The organism is Pseudomonas sp. Leaf48 (assembly GCF_001421885.1).
GTDB lineage: Bacteria > Pseudomonadota > Gammaproteobacteria > Pseudomonadales > Pseudomonadaceae > Aquipseudomonas.
In genome coordinates this window covers 92,064-111,609 of the sequence record NZ_LMLH01000028.1, presented here as the reverse complement: position 1 = coordinate 111,609, position 19,546 = coordinate 92,064, and the positions used below count along the sequence as shown (strand labels likewise).

Below are 19,546 nucleotides of genomic sequence, written 5' to 3'. Positions count from 1 at the left end.
CTGGAGGCGGTCCGTGTCACACGCGGACAAACAATCGCGCAAGCCTATGCAATGCATCGCCCGGGAACAACCCATTGTGGTGATTGAGCTACTTTCCATGGGGCGATAGACGTCGCTGGCGGCCTTTTGATGGCTGACGTATTCTTCGCCATTCTTTGGGTCGCCTGACCCACAAAAATAGCCTTTCTGTGTATTTCCGGAGTTCGCTGAATGTCTGTCGGTTGGCTGCGCGCCTGTGCGCTGGTGATGTTGGGGCTGTTCAGCGTGTCTGCGCTGGCCAAGGATAAAACCGCAATCGTGATCGGTGGCGGCCTGTCCGGCCTGACTGCCGCTTATGAACTGCAGAACAAAGGCTGGCAGGTTACCCTGCTGGAAGCCCGATCGAGCCTGGGCGGTCGTTCCGGCATGGCCACCAGCGAGTGGATCGGCAACGACAAGACCCAGCCGGTGCTGAACCAGTATGTCTCGACTTTCAAGCTGAGCACCACGCCAGCTCCTGAGTTCGTCCGGACCCCGAGCTACCTGATCGACGGCGAGTATTTCTCCGCTGCCGACCTGGCCACCAAGCAGCCGGCCACCGCCGAGGCGCTCAAGCGCTTCGAAAAGACCCGGGATGATCTCGCGCGTTCGATTGACGACCCGCAGAACCCGATCGCCAGCAGCACCCTGCAGGCGCTGGATCAGATCAACGTGTCCAACTGGCTCGACAAGCAGAACCTGCCGGCCACCGCGCGGCAGTTGATCAACCAGGACATCCGCACCCACTACGACGAACCTTCACGCCTGTCGATGCTGTATTACGCGCAGCAGAGCCGGGTCTATCGCGGAGTCTCCGACCGTGACCTGCGCGCGTCGCGCCTGGTCGGCGGCAGCCCGGTGCTGGCCCAGGCTTTCGTCAAACAGCTGAAAACCATCAAGACCGATTCCCCGGTCTCGGCAATCATTCAGGACAAGGACGGCGTGACCGTCAAAGTCGGTAGCGTCGGTTATCAGGCTGACTATGTGGTGCTGGCCGTGCCGCTGCGTGCTCTGAACAAGATCCAGATGACCCCAGCGCTGGACGCCCAGCACCTGGCCGCGATCAAAGGCACCAACTACGGTTGGCGCGACCAGATCATGCTGAAGTTCAAGACGCCAGTGTGGGAGACGAAGGCGCGCATGACCGGCGAGATCTACAGCAACACCGGCTTGGGCATGTTGTGGATCGAGCCGGCCTTGAAGGGCGGCGCCAACGTGGTGATCAACCTGTCTGGCGACAACGCGCGGGTGATGCAGGCCTTTGGCGACAAGCAAATGGCCGATCAGGTGCTGATCCGTCTGCACGCGTTCTATCCACAGGCGCGCGGTTCGTTCACCGGTTATGAAATCCGTCGCTACAGCACCGACCCGTCAACCGGTGGTGCCTACCTGGCCTTCGGTCCGGGCCAGATCAGTAAATTCTGGCGCCTGTGGGAACGTCCGATTCAGCGTGTAGCCTTTGCCGGCGAACACACTGATACCCTTTATCCGGGTACCCTGGAGGGCGCGTTGCGTACCGGCAAGCGTGCAGCCAGCCAGGTTGAAGACCTGGCGGCGGGCAAATCGTTTGAACCGGCGAAGGCTGCAACCGCCGCGGCGGCAGGTGCTGTGGCGGCGAAGAAGGGCAACTTCTTCAGCAACCTGTTTGGCGGCTCGGCTGACGAGAAGAAGCCAGAGCCAGTGAAAGCCCCGGAGCCGGCGGTTGCTCCAGCACCGACACCTGCTCCAGCACCGGCTGCTGCGCCGGCCCCGGTCGAACCGCCGAAGCCTGCGGCACCGGTAAAAGCCGAGCCTGCGAAAAAGGCACCGGCCAAGGCCCCAGCCAAACCGGCAGCCAAGACCGAAACCAAAAAAGCCCCGGCCAAGGCGCCGGTGAAGAAAGCCGAGACGGCGAAAAAGCCAGCGGTTAAACCGGCGACGGAGACTGTGACTAAAGCTCAGTAAACGTTCAGGCGTAAAAAACGCGGCTCAAGGGCCGCGTTTTTTTTGCTTTCAAGTATGGGACATCCCGATTTTGACTGTGGTCCTACATGCTGCTGCGAGGCATCAGATATGTCTCACAAAGGTTTCGGAACGAAATGATAGGCTGAGCCTGATCGTTAGATTTATGTTCTTCACGTAACTGGAGAACATATGAAAACAGTAAAACTCGTAGTAATAGTCATGTTGATAGCACTTTCTGGCTGTGCAAACGGCAGGTGGTTTCCCAAAGGTTTGAGTCCGGAGCTGGCCCATAAATGCCAGATAAATCCGTACGACCCTGATTGCATTGACCCACCTCCGCTGTTCCAGGGCCCGAGATAATCAAGGTATTTATCTTGATTGGAGAGGGCATGACGATAATTTCATTTCCTGATCGGGAGATGCTCTCCTGGCGCCCCGCTGGCTCCTGCCAGATCCTGCTCTGTGGTGACTTGCCACGCTGCCCGTGTCCCAAAGCCGAATAAACCTTTTGACTCAGGTGTTCTTTGGTTCTGTATTCACTTTTTTTGACAGTTTTGCCTTTTAATCTTTCCTTAACGCACCCATTCCAGACTCTTGATCGCATTTCTCGATATTTCAAAGCGAAATTTTCGGCTTTAATTCGATAGATAAGTCGATAGTCTTGAGCCAGCACTTACAGGGATCCAGGCAAATGCAGCTACGTAACTCTACCTCCCGCTACGGCTGGGTCAGCATCTTCCTGCACTGGGGTGTGGCGCTGGCGGTCTTCGGTCTTTTTGCCTTGGGCCTGTGGATGATCGATCTCGATTACTACAGCACCTGGCGCAAAGATGCACCGGAATTGCACAAGAGCATCGGCCTGGTGCTGTTGGGTGTCATGGCGCTGCGAGTGCTGTGGCGCTGGATCAGTCCGCCGCCGCCGGCTTTGCAAAGCTACAGCCGCTTGACGCGCATGGGTGCCACGTTTGGTCATCTGTTCCTGTATTTCGCGCTGTTCGCTGTAATGATTGCCGGTTACCTGATTTCCACCGCAGAAGGTGTCGGGATATCGGTGTTTGGCCTGTTTGAAGTGCCTGCTCTGGTGTCCGGGCTGCCGGACCAGGCAGATACCGCCGGGGTGATTCATTTGTACCTGGCATGGGCACTGGTCATTTTTTCCGGTCTCCATGCGTTGGCAGCACTGAAGCACCATTTTATCGATCGTGATGCGACCCTGACGCGAATGCTGGGGCGCAAAGCCTGATGTTCAACCTCGACTCCAAAGGAAATGAAAGCATGTTGAAAAAGACTCTGGCCGCTCTGGCAATCGGTTCCGCCCTGTTGTCCGCCAATGCGATGGCTGCTGACTACGTCGTCGACAAAGAAGGCCAGCACGCCTTCGTTGACTTCAAGATCAGCCACCTGGGCTACAGCTACATCACCGGTACTTTCAAGGACATCGACGGCAAGTTCAGCTTCGACGCTGCCAAGCCTGAAGACAGCAAGATCGAGTTCAACGTGAACACCGCCAGCGTGTTCACCAACAACGCCGAACGCGACAAGCACATCTCCAGCAAAGACTTCCTGAATGGGAGCAAAGCCACGTTTGTTTCCACCAGCGTCAAATCCACTGGCAAGAACGCCGCTGGCAAGGACACTGCGGACGTGGCAGGCGACCTGACTATCCTCGGTGTAACCAAGCCAATCGTGGTCAAGGCTACTTTCCTGGGTGAAGGCAAGGATCCATGGGGCGGCTACCGTGCTGGCTTCGAGGGTACCTTCAGCCTCAAGCGTTCCGACTTCGGCAAGCAGAAAGACCTCGGTCCATCGTCCGATGCAGTTGAAATGTACGTAACCTTTGAAGGTGTCAAAGCGAAATAACTTTCGCGCCTGACAAAAAACGCCCGCTGCTCTTTCGAGCGCGGGCGTTTTTTATTGCTGTGCATAATCCCCTGTAGGAGCGAGCCTGCTCGCGATAAGCCTGAGAACGCCGCGGGGTGTCAGGTTCCCAGCGTTATCGTTGACGACCATCGCGAGCAGGCTCGCTCCTGCAGGATTTGTATCGCTCATAAAAAATGCCCCGGACCTTTCGGCACGGGGCATTTTTATTGCAGCGACAAATCAGCGATTGCGGGTCAGCAATGCCGGTTTTTCACCGCGAGGACGGCTTGGCAGTTGATCCAGCTGCTCAGGTGTCGGGAAGCGATCAGCCTTCGACTCCTTGTGCATGATCTTCGGCGCTGGACCGCGCGGGTTCTGCACGGCTGGCTCGGAACGCGGCTGGTCGTCACGGGCCGGGCGGCGATTGCGCGAATCTTCGCGACGGGCCTGGCCATCACGTGGCGCACCATTGCGTGGGCCGCTGCGCTTGGCTGGCGGTGTGCCGGTGCTGGCGCCATCGCTGTTGCGTGGACCGCTTTGGCGACCTTGTGGCTTGCCGCCACGTGGTGCGCCCGAACCGGCTGCTGTGCCTTGTGCCGGAGCACCCGGACGGCGGCCACGACCCTGTGCCGGTTTCTGTTGCGGGACGTAGTCGACGCGGTTACCGAAGTTATCGATATCGTCGTCCAGGAACTCGTCCGGAGCACGGTCGGCAGCGGCACGTGGCGGCTGGCTTGGCTGACGCTGTTCGCGGGCCGGGGTGCCTTCACGTGGTTTTTGTTCGCGGGCCGGGCGCTCGCCGCGACCGGAGGCGGCAGGTTTTTCCTTGCCCTTGTCTTTGCCTTTGTCCTTGCGACCACCACCGCCGCCACCGCCGTTCGGGCCGTCGCCGCGCGGGCCACGTGGATTGCGGGGGTTACGCATGTCCGGACGCTCGCGTGCTTCCGGTTTCTCGGCTTCCACGGCGCTGGCATCGAAGCCCATCAGGTCGCCGTCGGCGATCTTCTGCTTGGTCATGCGTTCGATGCTTTTCAGCAGTTTCTCTTCGTCTGGCGCTACCAGAGAGATGGCCTCGCCCGAACGGCCGGCACGACCGGTACGACCAATGCGGTGTACGTAGTCTTCGTCAACGTTAGGCAGTTCGAAGTTGACCACGTGTGGCAACTGGTCGATGTCCAGGCCGCGCGCGGCGATGTCGGTGGCAACCAGGATGCGCACGGTACCGGCCTTGAAGTCGGCCAGGGCTTTGGTGCGCGCGTTCTGGCTCTTGTTGCCGTGGATCGCAACGGCGCTCAGGCCGTGTTTGTCCAGGTACTCGGCCAGGCGGTTGGCGCCGTGTTTGGTGCGGGTGAAGACCAGTACCTGTTCCCAGGCGCCAGCGGTAATCAGGTGCGCCAGCAGGGAACGCTTGTGGCTGGCCGGCAGGCGGAATACGCGCTGCTCGATACGCTCGACCGTGGTGTTCGGCGGCGTGACTTCGATGCGTTCCGGGTTGTGCAGCAGCTTGCCGGCGAGGTCGGTGATGTCCTTGGAGAAGGTCGCCGAAAACAGCAGGTTCTGCCGTTTGGCCGGCAGACGGGCCAGAACCTTTTTCACGTCATGGACGAAGCCCATGTCGAGCATGCGGTCGGCTTCGTCCAGCACGAGGATTTCCACGTGGGACAGGTCGACGCTGCCTTGACCGGCCAGGTCGAGCAGACGGCCAGGGCAGGCCACCAGCACGTCAACACCACGGGACATGGCCTGAACCTGCGGGTTCATGCCGACGCCGCCGAAGATGCAGGCGCTGACGAACTTCAGGTCACGGGCATAGACCTTGAAGCTTTCATGCACCTGGGCCGCGAGTTCGCGAGTCGGGGTCAGGACCAGTACGCGCGGTTGGCGCGGGCCGTGACGCTGGGATTTGTCCGGGTGACCGTTTGGGAACAACCGCTCCAGGATCGGAAGGGCGAAGCCGCCGGTTTTACCAGTACCTGTCTGTGCCGCAACCATAAGGTCGCGACCTTGCAACACGGCGGGAATGGCCCGCTGTTGCACCGGAGTAGGCTCGGTATAGCCCGCTGCCTCGATGGCGCGGACTAAAGCCTCGGAGAGACCGAGGGAAGCAAAGGACATGAGTAATCCTGTTCTAGTTAGGGCTTGGCCCAATGGGAGTCTTGCCTGGCGCGAATCGCGTTTAAGGAGACGCAATCCCGTCCGGTCCTGCTGGGCCTCGAAGGCTCATCTGCAAGCGCTCGCGCGGGCTGAAAGCTGCGCAGTAGCGGGTTTGAGATGCCTTGAACGAGTCCGAGCGTCCGGGCGTGAGCCTGGCGGGAAGGACGGAGTATAACAGAGCAATCACTGCGCGCTGCTTTCCTGCTGCTCAACGGTTTTTTCCGTAGCTGCCGTTACCTTTTCGCTCGGCACGCTGGCCGCCGGTTCTGCGCCGTAGCGCGAACTCAATTCAGCGTAGCCCGGCTCGAGCTTGAAACGTTTGAGTTCGGCGCCGAAACGCTGCACCAGCAAATCCATGCCGGCGTTACGCCGCACGGCGAGGAACTGGCTCTGCTGACTGATCACGACCGGGTTTTCGGTGATTTTGTCGCGGATTTTCAACTCATCGAGCATATGCTGGCCTACCCGGCGGTCAGTAATCAGCAGGTCGATCCGCCCGCGCAGCAGTTTGCCGAAGTTGGCTTCATGACTCGGTGCCGGTTCACGGGTGAACAGCGTGGAGTCGCTGAAATCCTTGCTGTACAGGTAGCCGGGTGATGTGCCGATGGTCAGGCCGCGCAGTTCGTCCAGAGTGCGAAACGGGTAGGGGCGGTCATTGGCGTAGAACATTACGAACCGCACTTCAGAGAGTGGTTCTGCGGGGTACAGCAAGGTCGCGTCGCGCTCCTTGCTGTGGAAAATGTCCAGTGCACCATCTGCCAGGCCCGACTCAAGCATCGACAGGCAACGCTTCCACGGCAGAAATTGCCATTGCACTTCAATGCCCAGGCGCTTGAAGACAATAGCCGTGGTTTCGTAGTCCAGCCCCATTGCTTTGCCGTCTTGCTCGTAGACGTAGGGTGCCCACGGTTCCGTGACAATGCGCAGCTTCTCGCCCCGGGCGGCAAAGCTCAGGCAAGTGAAGACAAGCACGGCGAGTAACTGCGTAATCAAAGGCATGGGCTGAGATTACGACGAGAAGCCCCAAAGAGCCAGAAACAGCAGCCTGAAGCTCTATCTCCGAGGGTTGTGTCACATTAACGGGGGCGTTTAAAGCAAAAGATCGCAGCCTGCGGTAGCTCCTACAGGGAATACACATTTCTCTGTAGGAGCTACCGAAGGCGGCGATCTTTTGATCTTGCTTTAACGACTTTTAGCGCGGCAGCTTCAGGTTATTCCACACTGCCAGGCTCGCTTCAGCCTGATTGAGCGTGTAGAAGTGCAGCCCCGGAGCGCCGCCCTCGAGCAGGCGTTCGCACATCTGGGTGATGACCTGCTCGCCGAAGTTCTGAATGCTCTGGGCATCATCGCCGTAGGCTTCCAGTTGCTTGCGGATCCAGCGCGGAATTTCCGCACCGCAGGCATCGGAGAAGCGCGCCAGCTTGCTGTAGTTGGTGATCGGCATGATGCCCGGCACGATCGGAATGTTCACACCCAACGCCCGAACGCGCTCGACGAAGTAGAAGTAGCTGTCGGCGTTGAAGAAGTACTGGGTGATCGCACTGTCGGCGCCGGCGTTGGCCTTGCGCACGAAATTGGCGAGATCGTCTTCGAAGTTGCGCGCTTGCGGATGCATTTCCGGGTACGCCGCGACTTCGATGTGGAAATGGTCGCCGGTCTCTTCACGAATGAATTCAACCAGGTCATTGGCGTGGCGCATTTCGCCGCTGGCCATGCCCATGCCCGAAGGCAGGTCACCGCGCAGCGCTACGATGCGCTTGATGCCGGCGGACTGGTACTGGCTCAGCAGGCCGCGCAAGTCGTCCTTGCTATCGCCCACGCACGACAGATGCGGGGCGGCCGGGACTTTTACTTCGCTTTCGAGCTGCAGCACGGTGTTGAGCGTGCGATCGCGAGTCGAACCACCCGCGCCGTAGGTGCAGGAGAAGAAATCGGGGTTATACGTGGCCAGCTGACGAGCAGTGGCGATCAGCTTTTCATGCCCAGCGTCGGTCTTCGTAGGGAAGAACTCGAAGCTGTAGCGACGATCTTGGGACATGGTCATATCCTTGGAAACACGTAAGCCTGGGGGGCTTGCACATCCTGTGTGGGGGCGAGCTTGCTCGCGAATGCGTCAGCACATCCAACATCAATGTCGCCTGATACATCGCTTTCGCGAGCAAGCCCGCTCCCACAGGGAGAGCAGGCAGCAGAACCGATCAGTAGCGGTAAGCGTGCGGCTTGAACGGGCCTTCGACGGTCACGCCGATGTAGTCGGCCTGGGTCTTGGTCAGTTGAGTCACGACGCCGCCGAAACCGCGGACCATTTCCAGGGCCACTTCTTCGTCGAGTTTCTTCGGCAGCACTTCAACCGTCAGGCGCTCGGCTTTCTGGGCTGGCGACAGGTCGGCGTACTTCTGGCCGAACAGGAAGATCTGTGCCAGAACCTGGTTGGCGAACGAACCGTCCATGATGCGGCTTGGGTGACCGGTAGCGTTACCCAGGTTAACCAGACGGCCTTCGGCCAGCAGGATCAGGTAGTCGTCGTTCTGGGCATCGAATGCGCCAGCGCCGGTACGGTGGATCTTGTGAACCTGTGGTTTCACTTCTTCCCATGCCCAGTTCTTGCGCATGAAAGCGGTGTCGATTTCGTTGTCGAAGTGGCCGATGTTGCAGACAACAGCGCGCTTCTTCAGGGCTTTGAGCATGTTCGCGTCGCAAACATTGACGTTGCCGGTGGTGGTCACGATCAGGTCGATCTTGCCCAGCAGCGCTTTGTCGATGCTCGCTTCAGTACCGTTGTTGATACCGTCGATGAACGGCGAAACCAGCTCGAAGCCGTCCATGCAGGCTTGCATGGCGCAGATCGGGTCGACTTCGGAGACTTTGACGATCATGCCTTCCTGACGCAGGGACTGGGCCGAGCCCTTGCCCACGTCACCGTAACCGATGACCAGCGCTTGCTTGCCGGACAGCAGGTGGTCGGTGCCGCGCTTGATCGCATCGTTCAGGCTGTGACGGCAGCCGTACTTGTTGTCGTTCTTGCTCTTGGTAACCGAGTCGTTGACGTTGATGGCCGGGATTTTCAGCTCGCCCTTGGCCAGCATGTCCAGCAGGCGGTGAACGCCGGTGGTGGTTTCTTCGGTTACGCCGTGCACGCGATCCAGAACGGCCGGGTACTTCTTGTGCAGCAGCTCGGTCAGGTCGCCGCCGTCGTCGAGGATCATGTTGGCATCCCATGGCGCGCCATCTTTGAGGATGGTTTGCTCCAGGCACCACTCGTACTCTTGCTCAGTCTCGCCTTTCCAGGCGAAAACCGGGATGCCGGCAGCGGCGATGGAAGCGGCGGCCTGGTCCTGAGTCGAGAAAATGTTGCAGGACGACCAGCGAACTTCGGCACCCAGGGCAACCAGGGTTTCGATCAGCACGGCGGTCTGAATGGTCATGTGAATGCAGCCGAGGATCTTTGCGCCCTTGAGCGGTTGCTCTTCGGAGTACTTGCGGCGCAGACCCATCAGGGCTGGCATTTCGGATTCGGCGATGATGGTTTCGCGACGGCCCCATGCAGCCAGGGACATGTCGGCAACTTTGTAATCGTTAAAATCTGCAGGCGTGATAACAGCGCTCATGAAGAGCCTCCATTCGTAATGTATGCGAATGGGCGCCGTTGTGCGTTTAGTGTCTGACCGATAACGGTCAAGCAACGCCCCATCCGAGCCTGACAGGTCGAACCTGCTGCAGCGCCCCTCGGACAGGTGGCGGGAAAACGGTAGCAAGTACAGGTTACCGTTTTGAAACGGGGGCGATTATAGCGGGCTATGCTGATCTTCCAAAGCGTTTCTGTTGGTCAATGTCCGAACGGTAATCGAGACCATAGTCGAAGCCAAATAGAGCTCTGGGTCGGGCTCTGCCATGATGGTCACCATCATTCGGCAAGACGTTCAGGAGTGAATATGAATTTCCACACCCGCAAATGGGTTAAACCCGAAGATCTCAACCCGAACGGAACGCTGTTCGGTGGCAGCCTGTTGCGCTGGATCGACGAGGAGGCGGCGATCTACGCCATCGTTCAGTTGGGCAACCAGCGTGTGGTGACCAAGTACATTTCCGAAATCAATTTCGTCAGCGCCTCGCGCCAGGGCGACATTATCGAGTTGGGCATCACTGCCACCGAGTTCGGTCGCACCTCGATCACCCTGACGTGCGAAGTGCGCAACAAGATCACTCGCAAAAGCATCCTCACGGTCGAGAAGATGGTCTTCGTCAACCTCGGTGAAGACGGCTTGCCGGCACCGCACGGGCGGACCGAGATCAAGTACGTCAAGGACCAGTTCCAGGATGATGACGCCAATCAGTGACAGTGGCGGCGCTCTCTTCGCGAGCAAGCCCGCTCCCACATGGTGGCGCGATACCTGCGGGAGCGGGCTTGCTCGCGAAAGCGGTGGTGTTTTCGCCGAAGATTTTTCTGGGTACTGAACAGCCGTGAACCCTGCGTGTCGTAGCTAAATAGCCCGCCACCGGTTGCGCACCCCATGAATTCGGCACAAGACGGCAAGACCCCGAACCTTTCGGCCAAGGAAGAGCACGAAGTCGAAAAGAACCAGCCACCCCGCGCGGCGGTGTTGCATGAAATCATCCGCGCCCAGGGTGATCAGGAACTGGAGCGCAGCATCGCCGCGCTGTGGTGGTCGGCGCTGGCGGCGGGGTTGACCATGGGCCTGTCGTTGATGGCCATGGGGCTGCTCAATTCGCGTCTGCCGGACGACGAGGGGTTCAAGGTGATTGCGAGTTTCGGTTATTGCGCCGGATTTCTCGCGGTGATCCTGGGCCGCCAGCAATTGTTCACCGAAAACACCCTGACAGCAGTACTCCCGGTGATGACCAAGCCCACGCTGGGTAATTTCGGCCGTCTGCTGCGGCTGTGGACGGTGGTGCTGGTCGGCAACCTCTGTGGCACCTTGCTGGTGGCCTATGTGATGCTGGAACTGCCGATTTTCGACAGCAAGACCGACGTGGCCTTCCTCGACATCGGCCGCAAGGTCATGGAAAACGACGTCAGCCAAATGTTCGCCAAGGGCATCATTTCCGGATGGATGATCGCCACCATGGTCTGGATGATCCCGTCCATGGAGAGCGCCAAGATGTGGATCATCATCCTCATCACCTACCTCATGGCGCTGGGGGATTTCACCCACATCGTGGTCGGTTCGCTGGAAGTTTCCTATCTGGTATTTGCCGGCGAGTTGCCGTGGAGTGATTTCTGGCTGGTGTTCGCCGGGCCGACGCTGGCAGGGAACATCATCGGTGGCAGTTTTATCTTTGCGTTGATCAGCCATGCGCAGATTCGCAGCGAGAGCGGGCCGCCAAAAAGCGCAGCGGCTCAGGCTGGACCCGATTCACAGAAGATCAAAAAATGATCAGCTTGGCACGCTCACCTCAGCGGCATCGCGCCGTTGCAGGTAGATAAAATACAGCGCGGTGAGCACCGTCAATCCGCTGACCAGCGCACCCGTCCAGGGCAGGTCGGCCAGGTCTGCACCACTGGCCACCACCAGACCGCCAATCCAGGCACCGGCGGCATTTCCGAGATTGAAAGCGCTCTGGTTCAGGGTCGAACCCAGGTTCGGTGCTTCATGGGCCTGATCGATGATCAGCAGTTGCAGGATCGGGCACAGCGCGAAAGCGAAAGTCCCCCACAGCACCAGCGTGATCGCGGCCGGAATGACTGAGCGACTGGTCTGGCTGAATGCGCCCAATACCACCAGTACCGCCAGCGCCATGCCCACCAGCGAAGGCAACAGGCGGCTGTCCGCCAATCGGCCGCCGAGCATGCTGCCGGCGGTCAGGCCGACACCGAACAACAGCAGCATGATCGTCACGCCGTGGGGGCTGACACCGGTGATGTCCTGCAGGATAGGTGCAATGTAAGTGAACACGCTGAACAGGCTGGTGGAGGCGAGCACGCTCATGCCCAGCGCCAGTAGCACATTGAGCTTGCCCAATACTTTGAATTCGCTGGCAAGATTGGCCTTGTCCATGGGGATGTCCCTGGGCAGCCAGACCCACTGCGCGATGGCCGCCAACACACCAATCACCGAGACCGCCCAAAACGTCGAGCGCCAGCCGGCGTATTGGCCGAGCGCCGTGCCCAATGGAACACCCAGCACGTTGGCCAGGGTCAGGCCGGTAAACATCAGGGCAATCGCCTGGGCCCGCTTGTTCGGTGCCACCAGGCCGGCCGCAACCACCGAGCCAATGCCGAAGAATGCCCCGTGACACAGCGCGGTAATCACTCGCGCGGCCATCAACGTGGCGTAGTTCGGCGCCAAAGCGCAGAGCACGTTGCCGAGGATGAACATCAGCGTCATACCCAGCAGCGTGGCCTTGCGCGGCATGTTGGCGGTACCCACTGCGAGGATCGGTGCACCGAACACCACGCCCAGGGCATAGCCGGTAATCAGCAGGCCGGCATCAGGAATGCTCACGCTGAGGTCGCGGGCGACGTCAGGCAGCAGGCCCATGATGACGAACTCGGTGGTGCCGATGCCGAAGGCGGCAACAGCGAGGGCAAGCAAAGCGAGTGGCATGCGCAAGGTCTCTGTCAGTAGTCTTGACGCTGTGATCAGGCATACGCAGGCCGATGACCGTTCTCCACGAGAGCGGGCAGGGCAGGATTTTTATTGGAATTAGTCGTTGTGCAACTGAGTGCGGCGCGGTCGGATGCAGTATAAACAGCTGCTGAAATATGGCGAATCAATTCTCCGCCTGGCATGAATAAGGAGTGTGCCGTGTTTGCAACGGCCTTGGTGTTGGTGGCGGCGCTGTTGCATGCAGCGTGGAATACCCTGATCAAATTCAGTGCGGAGCGACTGTTGGTGGTGGCCTGCATGGACAGCGTGGCGCTGCTCTTCGTTGCCTTGATGCTGCCATTTGTGGCAATGCCGCCGCCGCAAATATGGCCGTGGATTCTGGCGTCGGCGGCGTTCGAGTTGCTCTATCGATACTTGTTGATCCAGGCCTACCGGGTCGGCGACCTCGGGCTGGTCTATCCGTTGATGCGCGGCCTTTCGCCACTGGTGGTGCTGGCGCTGACATTGATCTTTGCCGGGGAAGTGCTGTCTCACCAGCAGATCTTCGGAATCCTGTTGATCCCGTTCGGCATGCTCTGCCTGCTCTGGCAGGGGGGTGGCGGTGCGCGTCTGCCCTGGTCGATGCTGCCGGTGGTGGCACTGATCGGGCTGTGCATCGGTTGCTACACCTACATCGACGGGCAGGCATTGCGGCGCTGGTCTCATCCGCTGGATTACCTGGTCTGGGTTACCTTGCTCAGCGCCTGGCCGTTTCCGTTATTGGCGCTGGTGCGCAAGCGGCCAGCGTTCAGCTTGTTTTGGCGAGAGCAGTGGCGGCTGGGCCTGGCCGTCGGGTTTTGCGTGTTGTTCAGCTACGCTCTGGTGCTTTGGGCGATGCAACTGGGCTCGGTTGCCGAAGCGGCGGCGCTGCGCGAGATCAGTGTGATTCTGGTGGTTCTGTTTGGTATGCGTTACCTGAAAGAGCCATTTGGCAGGCCCAGGCTGCTGGCCTGTGGGCTGGTATTGATCGGCATATTGGTGATGAAGTTTTGATCGCCCTTTGATGAACTCGATTTTCCATAACTTGAAGAAAGGACGGCGTTATGACGGTTGCTCTGTGGTGCATTTTGATCGCAATTTTCCTGCCGTATATCTGCACGGGCGTCGCCAAGGCCAGTGGCGGTTACAGGCTGAGAGATAACCATGATCCCCGGGATTTTCTGGATTCGCTGGAGGGTTTGGGGCGGCGCGCGCATGCAGCGCAACTGAACAGTTTTGAAGTGACCCCGGCGTTCGCGGCGGCGGTGATCGTCGCGCACCTGGCTGGCAATGCCGAACTGGTGACGATCAATGTGTTGTCGGTGTTGTTTATCACCAGTCGGTTGCTTTACATCATTTGCTACCTGGCGGACTGGGCGATTTTGCGATCGTTGGTGTGGTTTGTGGGGATGGGACTGATTGTGAGTCTGTTTGTGGTGTCGGCTTAGGGCCAAGGTCAAAAGATCGCAGCCTCGTTTCACTCGACAGCTCCTACAGGGTTCGGGCGCATCCGCGATGAGTCGGCGGATGCGCAAATGCAGGAGCTGGCGAAGACTGCGATCTGTTGCTTTAAGGTTTGTCAGCCACTTGAGGAACTTGCGGCAACGTCGCCCCCTTGGGCCACAACATCCAGATTTGCCCCTGCTGCTTCATGTCCCCGGCCAGCTGTCCGGCTGCTTCGCCGGTGCCCCAGAACAGGTCCGCGCGTACTTCACCGGCAATCGCGCCACCGGTGTCTTGCGCCGCTACCGGACGTACCAGTGCCGTGCCGTCTGGTTTGGTGGTGGATAACCACAACAGGCTGCCCAACGGAATCACCTTGCGATCCACCGCCGCGCTATAGCCTGCGGTCAGCGGCACGTTCAGTGAGCCGCGCGGGCCTTCGTTGCTGTCCGGGTTGCGGGTGAAGAACACATAGCTTGGGTTGCTGGCGAGCAGTTGCGGGATACGCGACGGATTGGCTTTGGCCCAGGTGCTGATCGCGCCCATTGTCACCTCTTCTTTTTTCAGCTCGCCTTGTTCCACCAGCCAGCGGCCGATCGGTCGATAGGGGTGGCCGTTCTGGTCGGCATAGGCAATGCGCAACTGGCGGCCGTCGTCGAGCTGGATACGGCCCGAACCCTGGATCTGCAGGAACTGCAGGTTCATCGGGTCGGTCAGCCAGGCCACGACCGGCGCCTTGACCCCCTTGCTTTCAATAGTCGCCGAGTCGTCGTAGGGCTTGAGTACGCGACCCTCGAGTCGACCGCGCAGGCGTTTGCCTTTGAGCTCGGGATAAATGCTGTCCAGGGCGACAATGATCATGTCCTCGGGCACGCCATACACCGGCACATTCGCCACGCTGGTCTGAGTCAGGCTGCCGGGATAGACCGGCTCGTAGTAACCGGTGATCAGGCCGTTGGGGTTGTCATTGGCGGCGCGCAGGCCGTAGACGTCCAGGTTCTGCTTGAGAAAACCGCGAATGTCGCTGGCGGTCTGCGGCACATTGGCGGCCGCTGCGCAGGTGCCACCCCAGACCGGATCGGCCTTGAGTCGGGTGCAGGCGCTGCGCCACGAGCCGAAACCGGCGACCAGATCAGTGTCGGACACCGCCGGCAACGCCTCCCACGTGGCACTGGAGTAAGTGGCCAGGGCGTGGGTCTTGGGTTGTTTGTTTTCACCACCGGTGCAACCTGCGAGCAGGGCCACCACCGGCAGGGTCCAGGCCAGGCTGTGACGCCATGCCTTGAAACAGCTGTTCATGGAGTGATTCCTTTGTCGGTTGCCCGAGCGCTTCATGTGCTCACGCAACCCGTATTAATAATAGGGCTATTGGTCTTTGCCGATCAGGCGAGGATACTGGCCGCCGTTTCCCGTAACCTGAAGCCACCATGACTCTTAAAAGACTTTCTGTTGTATTGCTGGCCTGCCTGACACTGTCCGCTTGCGGCGGTGTCGACCCCAACTCTCCACTCGGTCAGCGCAAGGCTATTTTCAAGCAGATGCTCAAGACGGGCGAAGACCTGGGTGGCATGTTGCGTGGCCGTATTCCATTCGACGGCCCGAAGTTCGCCGAAGGCGCTGTGAAGCTCGATGCGTTGTCCCGTGAACCGTGGAAACATTTCCCCCAGGTGCGTGAAGAAGATCACACCAGCGCCACAAGCGATGTCTGGGAGCAGCAGGCGCGTTTTCAGGGCATGGCTCGCGACCTTGAGACGGCCACGGGAGAGCTGGTAGTTGTCAGCCAGGTTCAACCCTACAAGGCCAGCAACCTCGGGCCGGCGGTGCAGAAAGTCGAAGATGCCTGCAGTGCGTGTCATAAGGCTTTTCGCGATCATTGATTGGTGTTGCTCATGCTGACGCTTTCGCGGGCAAGCCCGCTCCCACAGGGAGTGTTCTCAACTGCGGGAGCGGGCTTGCCCGCGAAGGCTGCTTTGGCCGCACCAAAGATTGCTGGTCCTTACGGCCTTACTTATCCAGCTCGTCGAGTGCTTCCTGCAATTCCTTGCGCGATTCGGCGAGTTTGTCTTTGCGTTTGTTGATCTTGTCGGGGTCGCCTTGTTTCATGGCCTTGTCGAGATCGGCCTGACGCTTGCTGACTTCATGCTTGGCGTCGAGCACCTTGTTTTCCCGTTCTTTCTTCAGTGAGGCGTCAGTGCAGTTCGCGGTGACTTCGCTCAGGGCCGTTTCCAGGCCGGCCTGCTGGTCGGCGTTGCCGCGAGACTTGGCCAGTTCGATCTGGTTGATGATGCCTTGCTTCTTGGCGGCGCAACCTGTCAGCCCCGGCGCTTCTTCGTCCGCCATCAACGGGGCGGCCATCACGCTGCAAAGGGTTAACAGGGCAAGCGGTGAAAGAAATTTCATAAAAGCTCCAGTCAAGAAAGCAACAGGTCGATACGGCGCTGGCTGTTTGAGCCTATTGGTCCGTTCGGGTTCCCGGGCGGGCACTGGCTAAAAACCGTTAATCCCCGCGTCATGTAATGTTTCACTCAAGGCCAGTATCTGCGGGTCGCGGAAAAATGCGCTCAGTTGCGCCGCGCGCCCCGGCCCGATACCGGCTTCGGTCTGCCATTGTTCGGTGTCTCTTTGCGCCAGTTCCTGCCATGAGTCAGGGAGTTGCGCCTGGCCTGTCGGCGGCAGCCCCAGTGCTTTGAGCCAATTGGCGAAAGGGCGCTGGCGGGCAATGTTGAAACTGTCGGCGATGCGGGCAGCATTGCGTTCGCCGAAACCGTCAATGTTAGCAAGCTCTTGGGCATCAAGGGTCAACCAATCCAGCAGGTTGCCCAGGCGACCTGTTGCAAGAAGTTTTTCCCAGGTGCCTGGGCCGACATGGGGCAGGGCCAGACCTTGCTTGCCGCTGAGCCAGGTCAGGCGCGCAAGAAACTGGCTTTCGCATTGCGCTGTGGGCTGCCAGCAACTGAGCGCATGAAAGTCCGCGGCCTTGGGCGCATTCAATTCCTGGCGTGCGGTGCTGCGCAGTACCACGTCGTCGAGCCTTGGAATCGTCAGGCCCGCGAGACTGATGGACACCTGGTCGCCGGGGCGAATGTCCAGCTCCTGCCAACGCCGCAGAGAGCTGACGCTGACGCGCTTGATTTGCCGGTCATCAAGCCAGAACGGTGTCACCTCCAGCACCGGTGTAATCCTGCCTGTGCGTCCAATCTGGAAGTTTACCTTGCGCACCTCAGCCAGGGCCTGGGCGATAGGATACTTCCAGGCAACAATCCAGTAAGGAGGCTTGGCTTGCCAGCGTTCGGCGACTGGGCGCTGGTTCTGGCGCAGGACGATACCGTCGCTGGCAAAGGGCAGGGGTGAGCGATACCAGTGATCCCGCCAGCCTTCAACGTCCGCCAGTGTCTTGATCGGGTGACTGTAAGGCGCTGTGCTCGGGAAGCCCAACTCGTCCAGCGCAGCCACGCGTTCGAGCAGGTCGCTCGGCCCCTGGGGCCAGTCCCAGACAAACAGGCCGATTCCCGACGCCTGTTGCGCACTCATTGTTTTGCGTGCCATCAAGCCGGCCACTGTGCCGCGAGCATTGAGGCTGCCGGCTTCGGCCTGGACATGGCCGGTCGCGTGCCAATAAAGCTCGCCTTGCACTACCAGGTCCCGGGCCTGGCTCAATTGCCGGGGGATACCGGGGATCTGGCGCGCCGATGCAGTCCAGTCCCGCCCCTTGGTACCGTCTCCCCGGCTGATCGCCTGAGTCAATACGCCGCTGCGGTAGACCAGGGTCACGGCGACGCCGTCGACTTTCGGCTGAATCCAGACCTCGCGGCGATCTTTCAACCAGTCTTCCACGGCCTGGGCATCACTGAGCTTTTCCAGGCCGGTGTGAGGAATAGGGTGAGTGACAGGGCCACCGGCAGTGCGCAACGGGTCCGCCGGTTTAGTCAGGCCGAAGCATGTACGCCATTGGGTAAGTCGCGCGTGGGACTGATCGTAAAGTTCATCGGCGACCAGCGAGTGGCCTTGGCGATGGTAGCTGTCGTCCCAGAGGTCGATCCGGGTTTGCAGGGTGGTGATTTCGTTCGAGGCGCGTTCGGGTGGCCAGTCGGGGCATTGGGCGGCGCGGGCGGTCAGGCAGGAGAGGGCAAGCAGGCAGGTAATAAACAGGCGTGGGTCGAGGAGCATCGCGAGCGTCCTTGCTCAGTGGGTTGCCTGAAGGTTAGGAAAGATTCCGAAGGCCGCTCGAACAGTATTTTTCCGTGTGTTTCGATGTCCGCAAAGTCTGGCGGTTACCCACGAAAAAGCCCCGCATGGCGAACCGTGCGGGGCTTTGGGTACTGCGGGGAAAGTCTTACAGGCCGGCAGCGGAACGCAGGTCGTCGGCGCGGTCGGTTTTTTCCCAGGTGAACGTGGTGAACGTGTCGTCGCCCACGGTCTTGGTCGCCGGGGTACGACCGAAGTGGCCGTACGCAGCGGTTTCCTGATACATCGGGTGCAGCAGGTCGAGCATGGTGGTGATCGCGTATGGACGCAGGTCGAACACTTCGCGGACCAGTTTGACGATCTTGTCGTCGCTGATCTTGCCGGTGCCGAAGGTGTTCAGCGAGATCGAAGTCGGCTGGGCAACACCGATCGCGTAGGAAACCTGGATCTCGCAGCGCTCGGCCAGGCCGGCGGCAACGATGTTCTTGGCCACGTAACGACCGGCATAGGCCGCCGAACGGTCAACCTTCGATGGATCCTTACCGGAGAACGCGCCGCCACCATGACGGGCCATGCCGCCGTAGCTGTCGACGATGATCTTGCGACCGGTCAGGCCGCAGTCGCCCACCGGGCCACCGATGATGAACTGGCCAGTCGGGTTGATGTGGAACTGGGTGTCTTTGGTCAGCAGTTCGGCAGGCAGTACGTGCTTGACGATCAGCTCCATCACGCCTTCGCGCAGGTCTTTGTACGACACTTCCGGATTGTGCTGGGTCGACAGGACCACGGCGTCGATACCGACAACCTTGCCGCCTTCGTAACGGCAAGTCACTTGCGACTTGGCGTCCGGGCGCAGCCAAGGCAGCAGGCCGGATTTACGGGCTTCAGCCTGGCGCTGCACCAACTGGTGCGAGAAAGTGATCGGTGCTGGCATCAGCACGTCGGTTTCATTGCTGGCGTAGCCGAACATCAGGCCCTGGTCGCCGGCGCCCTGATCTTCAGGCTTGGCACGGTCGACACCCTGGTTGATGTCAGGGGACTGCTTGCCGATGATGTTCATCACGCCGCAGGTCGCACCGTCGAAGCCGACGTCGGAGCTGGTGTAACCGATGTCGGTGATGACATCACGAACGATCTGCTCCAGGTCAACCCAGGCCGAAGTGGTCACTTCGCCGGCGATGATCGCCACGCCCGTTTTCACCAGAGTCTCGCACGCCACGCGGGCGAACTTGTCTTCTGCAATGATGGCGTCCAGCACCGCATCAGAAATCTGGTCGGCGATTTTGTCCGGATGCCCTTCAGACACGGACTCGGAGGTGAAAAGGGAGTATTCGCTCATCTCGATGTTTTCCTGA

The 19,546-nt window shown here is 59.8% G+C and carries 18 protein-coding genes and 1 riboswitch; of the genes, 8 read left to right on the top strand and 10 right to left on the bottom strand.

The annotated features are described in order from the left end of the window. Positions 1-210: 210 nt before the first annotated feature. Entirely contained in the window at positions 211-1,962 is a 1,752-nt protein-coding gene (locus ASE98_RS16420) for a flavin monoamine oxidase family protein (RefSeq protein ID WP_060542392.1), read from the top strand. A gap of 217 nt (positions 1,963-2,179) precedes the next feature. On the opposite strand, the gene ASE98_RS26645 is transcribed toward ASE98_RS16420, so the two are convergent. Beyond that, positions 2,180-2,635: a hypothetical protein gene (locus tag ASE98_RS26645; protein WP_156465518.1), complete on the bottom strand. Its 456-nt coding sequence runs from the start codon at positions 2,633-2,635 to the stop codon at positions 2,180-2,182. An 18-nt stretch (positions 2,636-2,653) separates the two neighbouring features. Between ASE98_RS26645 and ASE98_RS16415 the strand changes: the two genes are divergently transcribed. Both ASE98_RS16415 and ASE98_RS16410 read left to right on the top strand, forming a co-directional pair. Beyond that, positions 2,654-3,205, top strand: a complete 552-nt coding sequence (locus ASE98_RS16415) for a cytochrome b (protein WP_060542391.1) — start codon at positions 2,654-2,656, stop codon at positions 3,203-3,205. Beyond that, positions 3,205-3,822: a YceI family protein gene (locus ASE98_RS16410; RefSeq protein ID WP_177336980.1), complete on the top strand. Its 618-nt coding sequence runs from the start codon at positions 3,205-3,207 to the stop codon at positions 3,820-3,822. The genes ASE98_RS16415 and ASE98_RS16410 overlap by 1 nt, the downstream gene beginning before the upstream one ends. Before the next feature lie 240 nt (positions 3,823-4,062). Here ASE98_RS16410 and ASE98_RS16405 read toward each other — a convergent pair whose 3' ends face one another. The 4 genes from ASE98_RS16405 to ahcY all read right to left on the bottom strand — a co-directional run bounded on the left by ASE98_RS16405 (position 4,063) and on the right by ahcY (position 9,584). Beyond that, a complete protein-coding gene (locus ASE98_RS16405; RefSeq protein ID WP_060542390.1) occupies positions 4,063-5,937 on the bottom strand; it encodes a DEAD/DEAH box helicase in 1,875 nt (624 codons plus the stop codon). A 222-nt stretch (positions 5,938-6,159) separates the two neighbouring features. Continuing rightward, positions 6,160-6,975: a substrate-binding periplasmic protein gene (locus ASE98_RS16400; protein ID WP_060542389.1), complete on the bottom strand. Its 816-nt coding sequence runs from the start codon at positions 6,973-6,975 to the stop codon at positions 6,160-6,162. Between the two features lie 193 nt (positions 6,976-7,168). After that, positions 7,169-8,014, bottom strand: coding sequence for a methylenetetrahydrofolate reductase [NAD(P)H] (metF, locus tag ASE98_RS16395; RefSeq protein WP_060542388.1), 846 nt, complete (start codon positions 8,012-8,014; stop codon positions 7,169-7,171). A 160-nt stretch (positions 8,015-8,174) separates the two neighbouring features. After that, entirely contained in the window at positions 8,175-9,584 is a 1,410-nt protein-coding gene (gene ahcY, locus ASE98_RS16390; RefSeq protein WP_060542387.1) for an adenosylhomocysteinase, read from the bottom strand. 23 nt (positions 9,585-9,607) lie between these two features. Next, positions 9,608-9,710, bottom strand: a riboswitch (S-adenosyl-L-homocysteine riboswitch). Between the two features lie 198 nt (positions 9,711-9,908). Between ahcY and ASE98_RS16385 the strand changes: the two genes are divergently transcribed. Then, positions 9,909-10,313: an acyl-CoA thioesterase gene (locus tag ASE98_RS16385; RefSeq protein WP_060542386.1), complete on the top strand. Its 405-nt coding sequence runs from the start codon at positions 9,909-9,911 to the stop codon at positions 10,311-10,313. Between the two features lie 174 nt (positions 10,314-10,487). Further along, a complete protein-coding gene (locus tag ASE98_RS16380; protein ID WP_060542385.1) occupies positions 10,488-11,372 on the top strand; it encodes a formate/nitrite transporter family protein in 885 nt (294 codons plus the stop codon). Here ASE98_RS16380 and ASE98_RS16375 read toward each other — a convergent pair whose 3' ends face one another. Next, entirely contained in the window at positions 11,373-12,542 is a 1,170-nt protein-coding gene (locus ASE98_RS16375; RefSeq protein ID WP_060542384.1) for an MFS transporter, read from the bottom strand. It abuts the gene before it with no gap. 201 nt (positions 12,543-12,743) lie between these two features. Between ASE98_RS16375 and ASE98_RS16370 the strand changes: the two genes are divergently transcribed. Together ASE98_RS16370 and ASE98_RS16365 are read left to right on the top strand one after the other, a co-directional pair. After that, positions 12,744-13,577, top strand: coding sequence for an EamA family transporter (locus ASE98_RS16370; protein ID WP_060542383.1), 834 nt, complete (start codon positions 12,744-12,746; stop codon positions 13,575-13,577). A 50-nt stretch (positions 13,578-13,627) separates the two neighbouring features. Further along, positions 13,628-14,011 carry an MAPEG family protein gene (locus ASE98_RS16365; protein ID WP_060542382.1) on the top strand — a complete coding sequence of 128 codons (384 nt, stop codon included), beginning with the start codon at positions 13,628-13,630 and terminating at the stop codon, positions 14,009-14,011. Between the two features lie 121 nt (positions 14,012-14,132). Here the strand turns inward: ASE98_RS16365 and mltA are convergent, their stop codons facing one another. Then, the gene (gene mltA, locus ASE98_RS16360) at positions 14,133-15,305 is read right to left on the bottom strand and encodes a murein transglycosylase A (protein ID WP_060542381.1); all 1,173 of its coding nucleotides are present in this window, start codon (positions 15,303-15,305) and stop codon (positions 14,133-14,135) included. A gap of 128 nt (positions 15,306-15,433) precedes the next feature. Here mltA and ASE98_RS16355 point away from each other — a divergent pair, with 128 nt between their 5' ends. Further along, positions 15,434-15,883 carry a c-type cytochrome gene (locus tag ASE98_RS16355; protein ID WP_060542380.1) on the top strand — a complete coding sequence of 150 codons (450 nt, stop codon included), beginning with the start codon at positions 15,434-15,436 and terminating at the stop codon, positions 15,881-15,883. 127 nt (positions 15,884-16,010) lie between these two features. Here the strand turns inward: ASE98_RS16355 and ASE98_RS16350 are convergent, their stop codons facing one another. The 3 genes from ASE98_RS16350 to metK form a co-directional block, all read right to left on the bottom strand. Next, positions 16,011-16,406, bottom strand: a complete 396-nt coding sequence (locus tag ASE98_RS16350; RefSeq protein WP_060542379.1) for a DUF1090 domain-containing protein — start codon at positions 16,404-16,406, stop codon at positions 16,011-16,013. 87 nt (positions 16,407-16,493) lie between these two features. Continuing rightward, the gene (ligB, locus tag ASE98_RS16345) at positions 16,494-18,173 is read right to left on the bottom strand and encodes an NAD-dependent DNA ligase LigB (RefSeq protein WP_060542378.1); all 1,680 of its coding nucleotides are present in this window, start codon (positions 18,171-18,173) and stop codon (positions 16,494-16,496) included. Positions 18,174-18,339: 166 nt separating this feature from the next. Next, positions 18,340-19,530 (bottom strand): methionine adenosyltransferase, encoded by a 1,191-nt coding sequence (metK, locus tag ASE98_RS16340; protein ID WP_060542377.1) that lies wholly within the window; start codon positions 19,528-19,530, stop codon positions 18,340-18,342. Positions 19,531-19,546 lie beyond the last annotated feature (16 nt).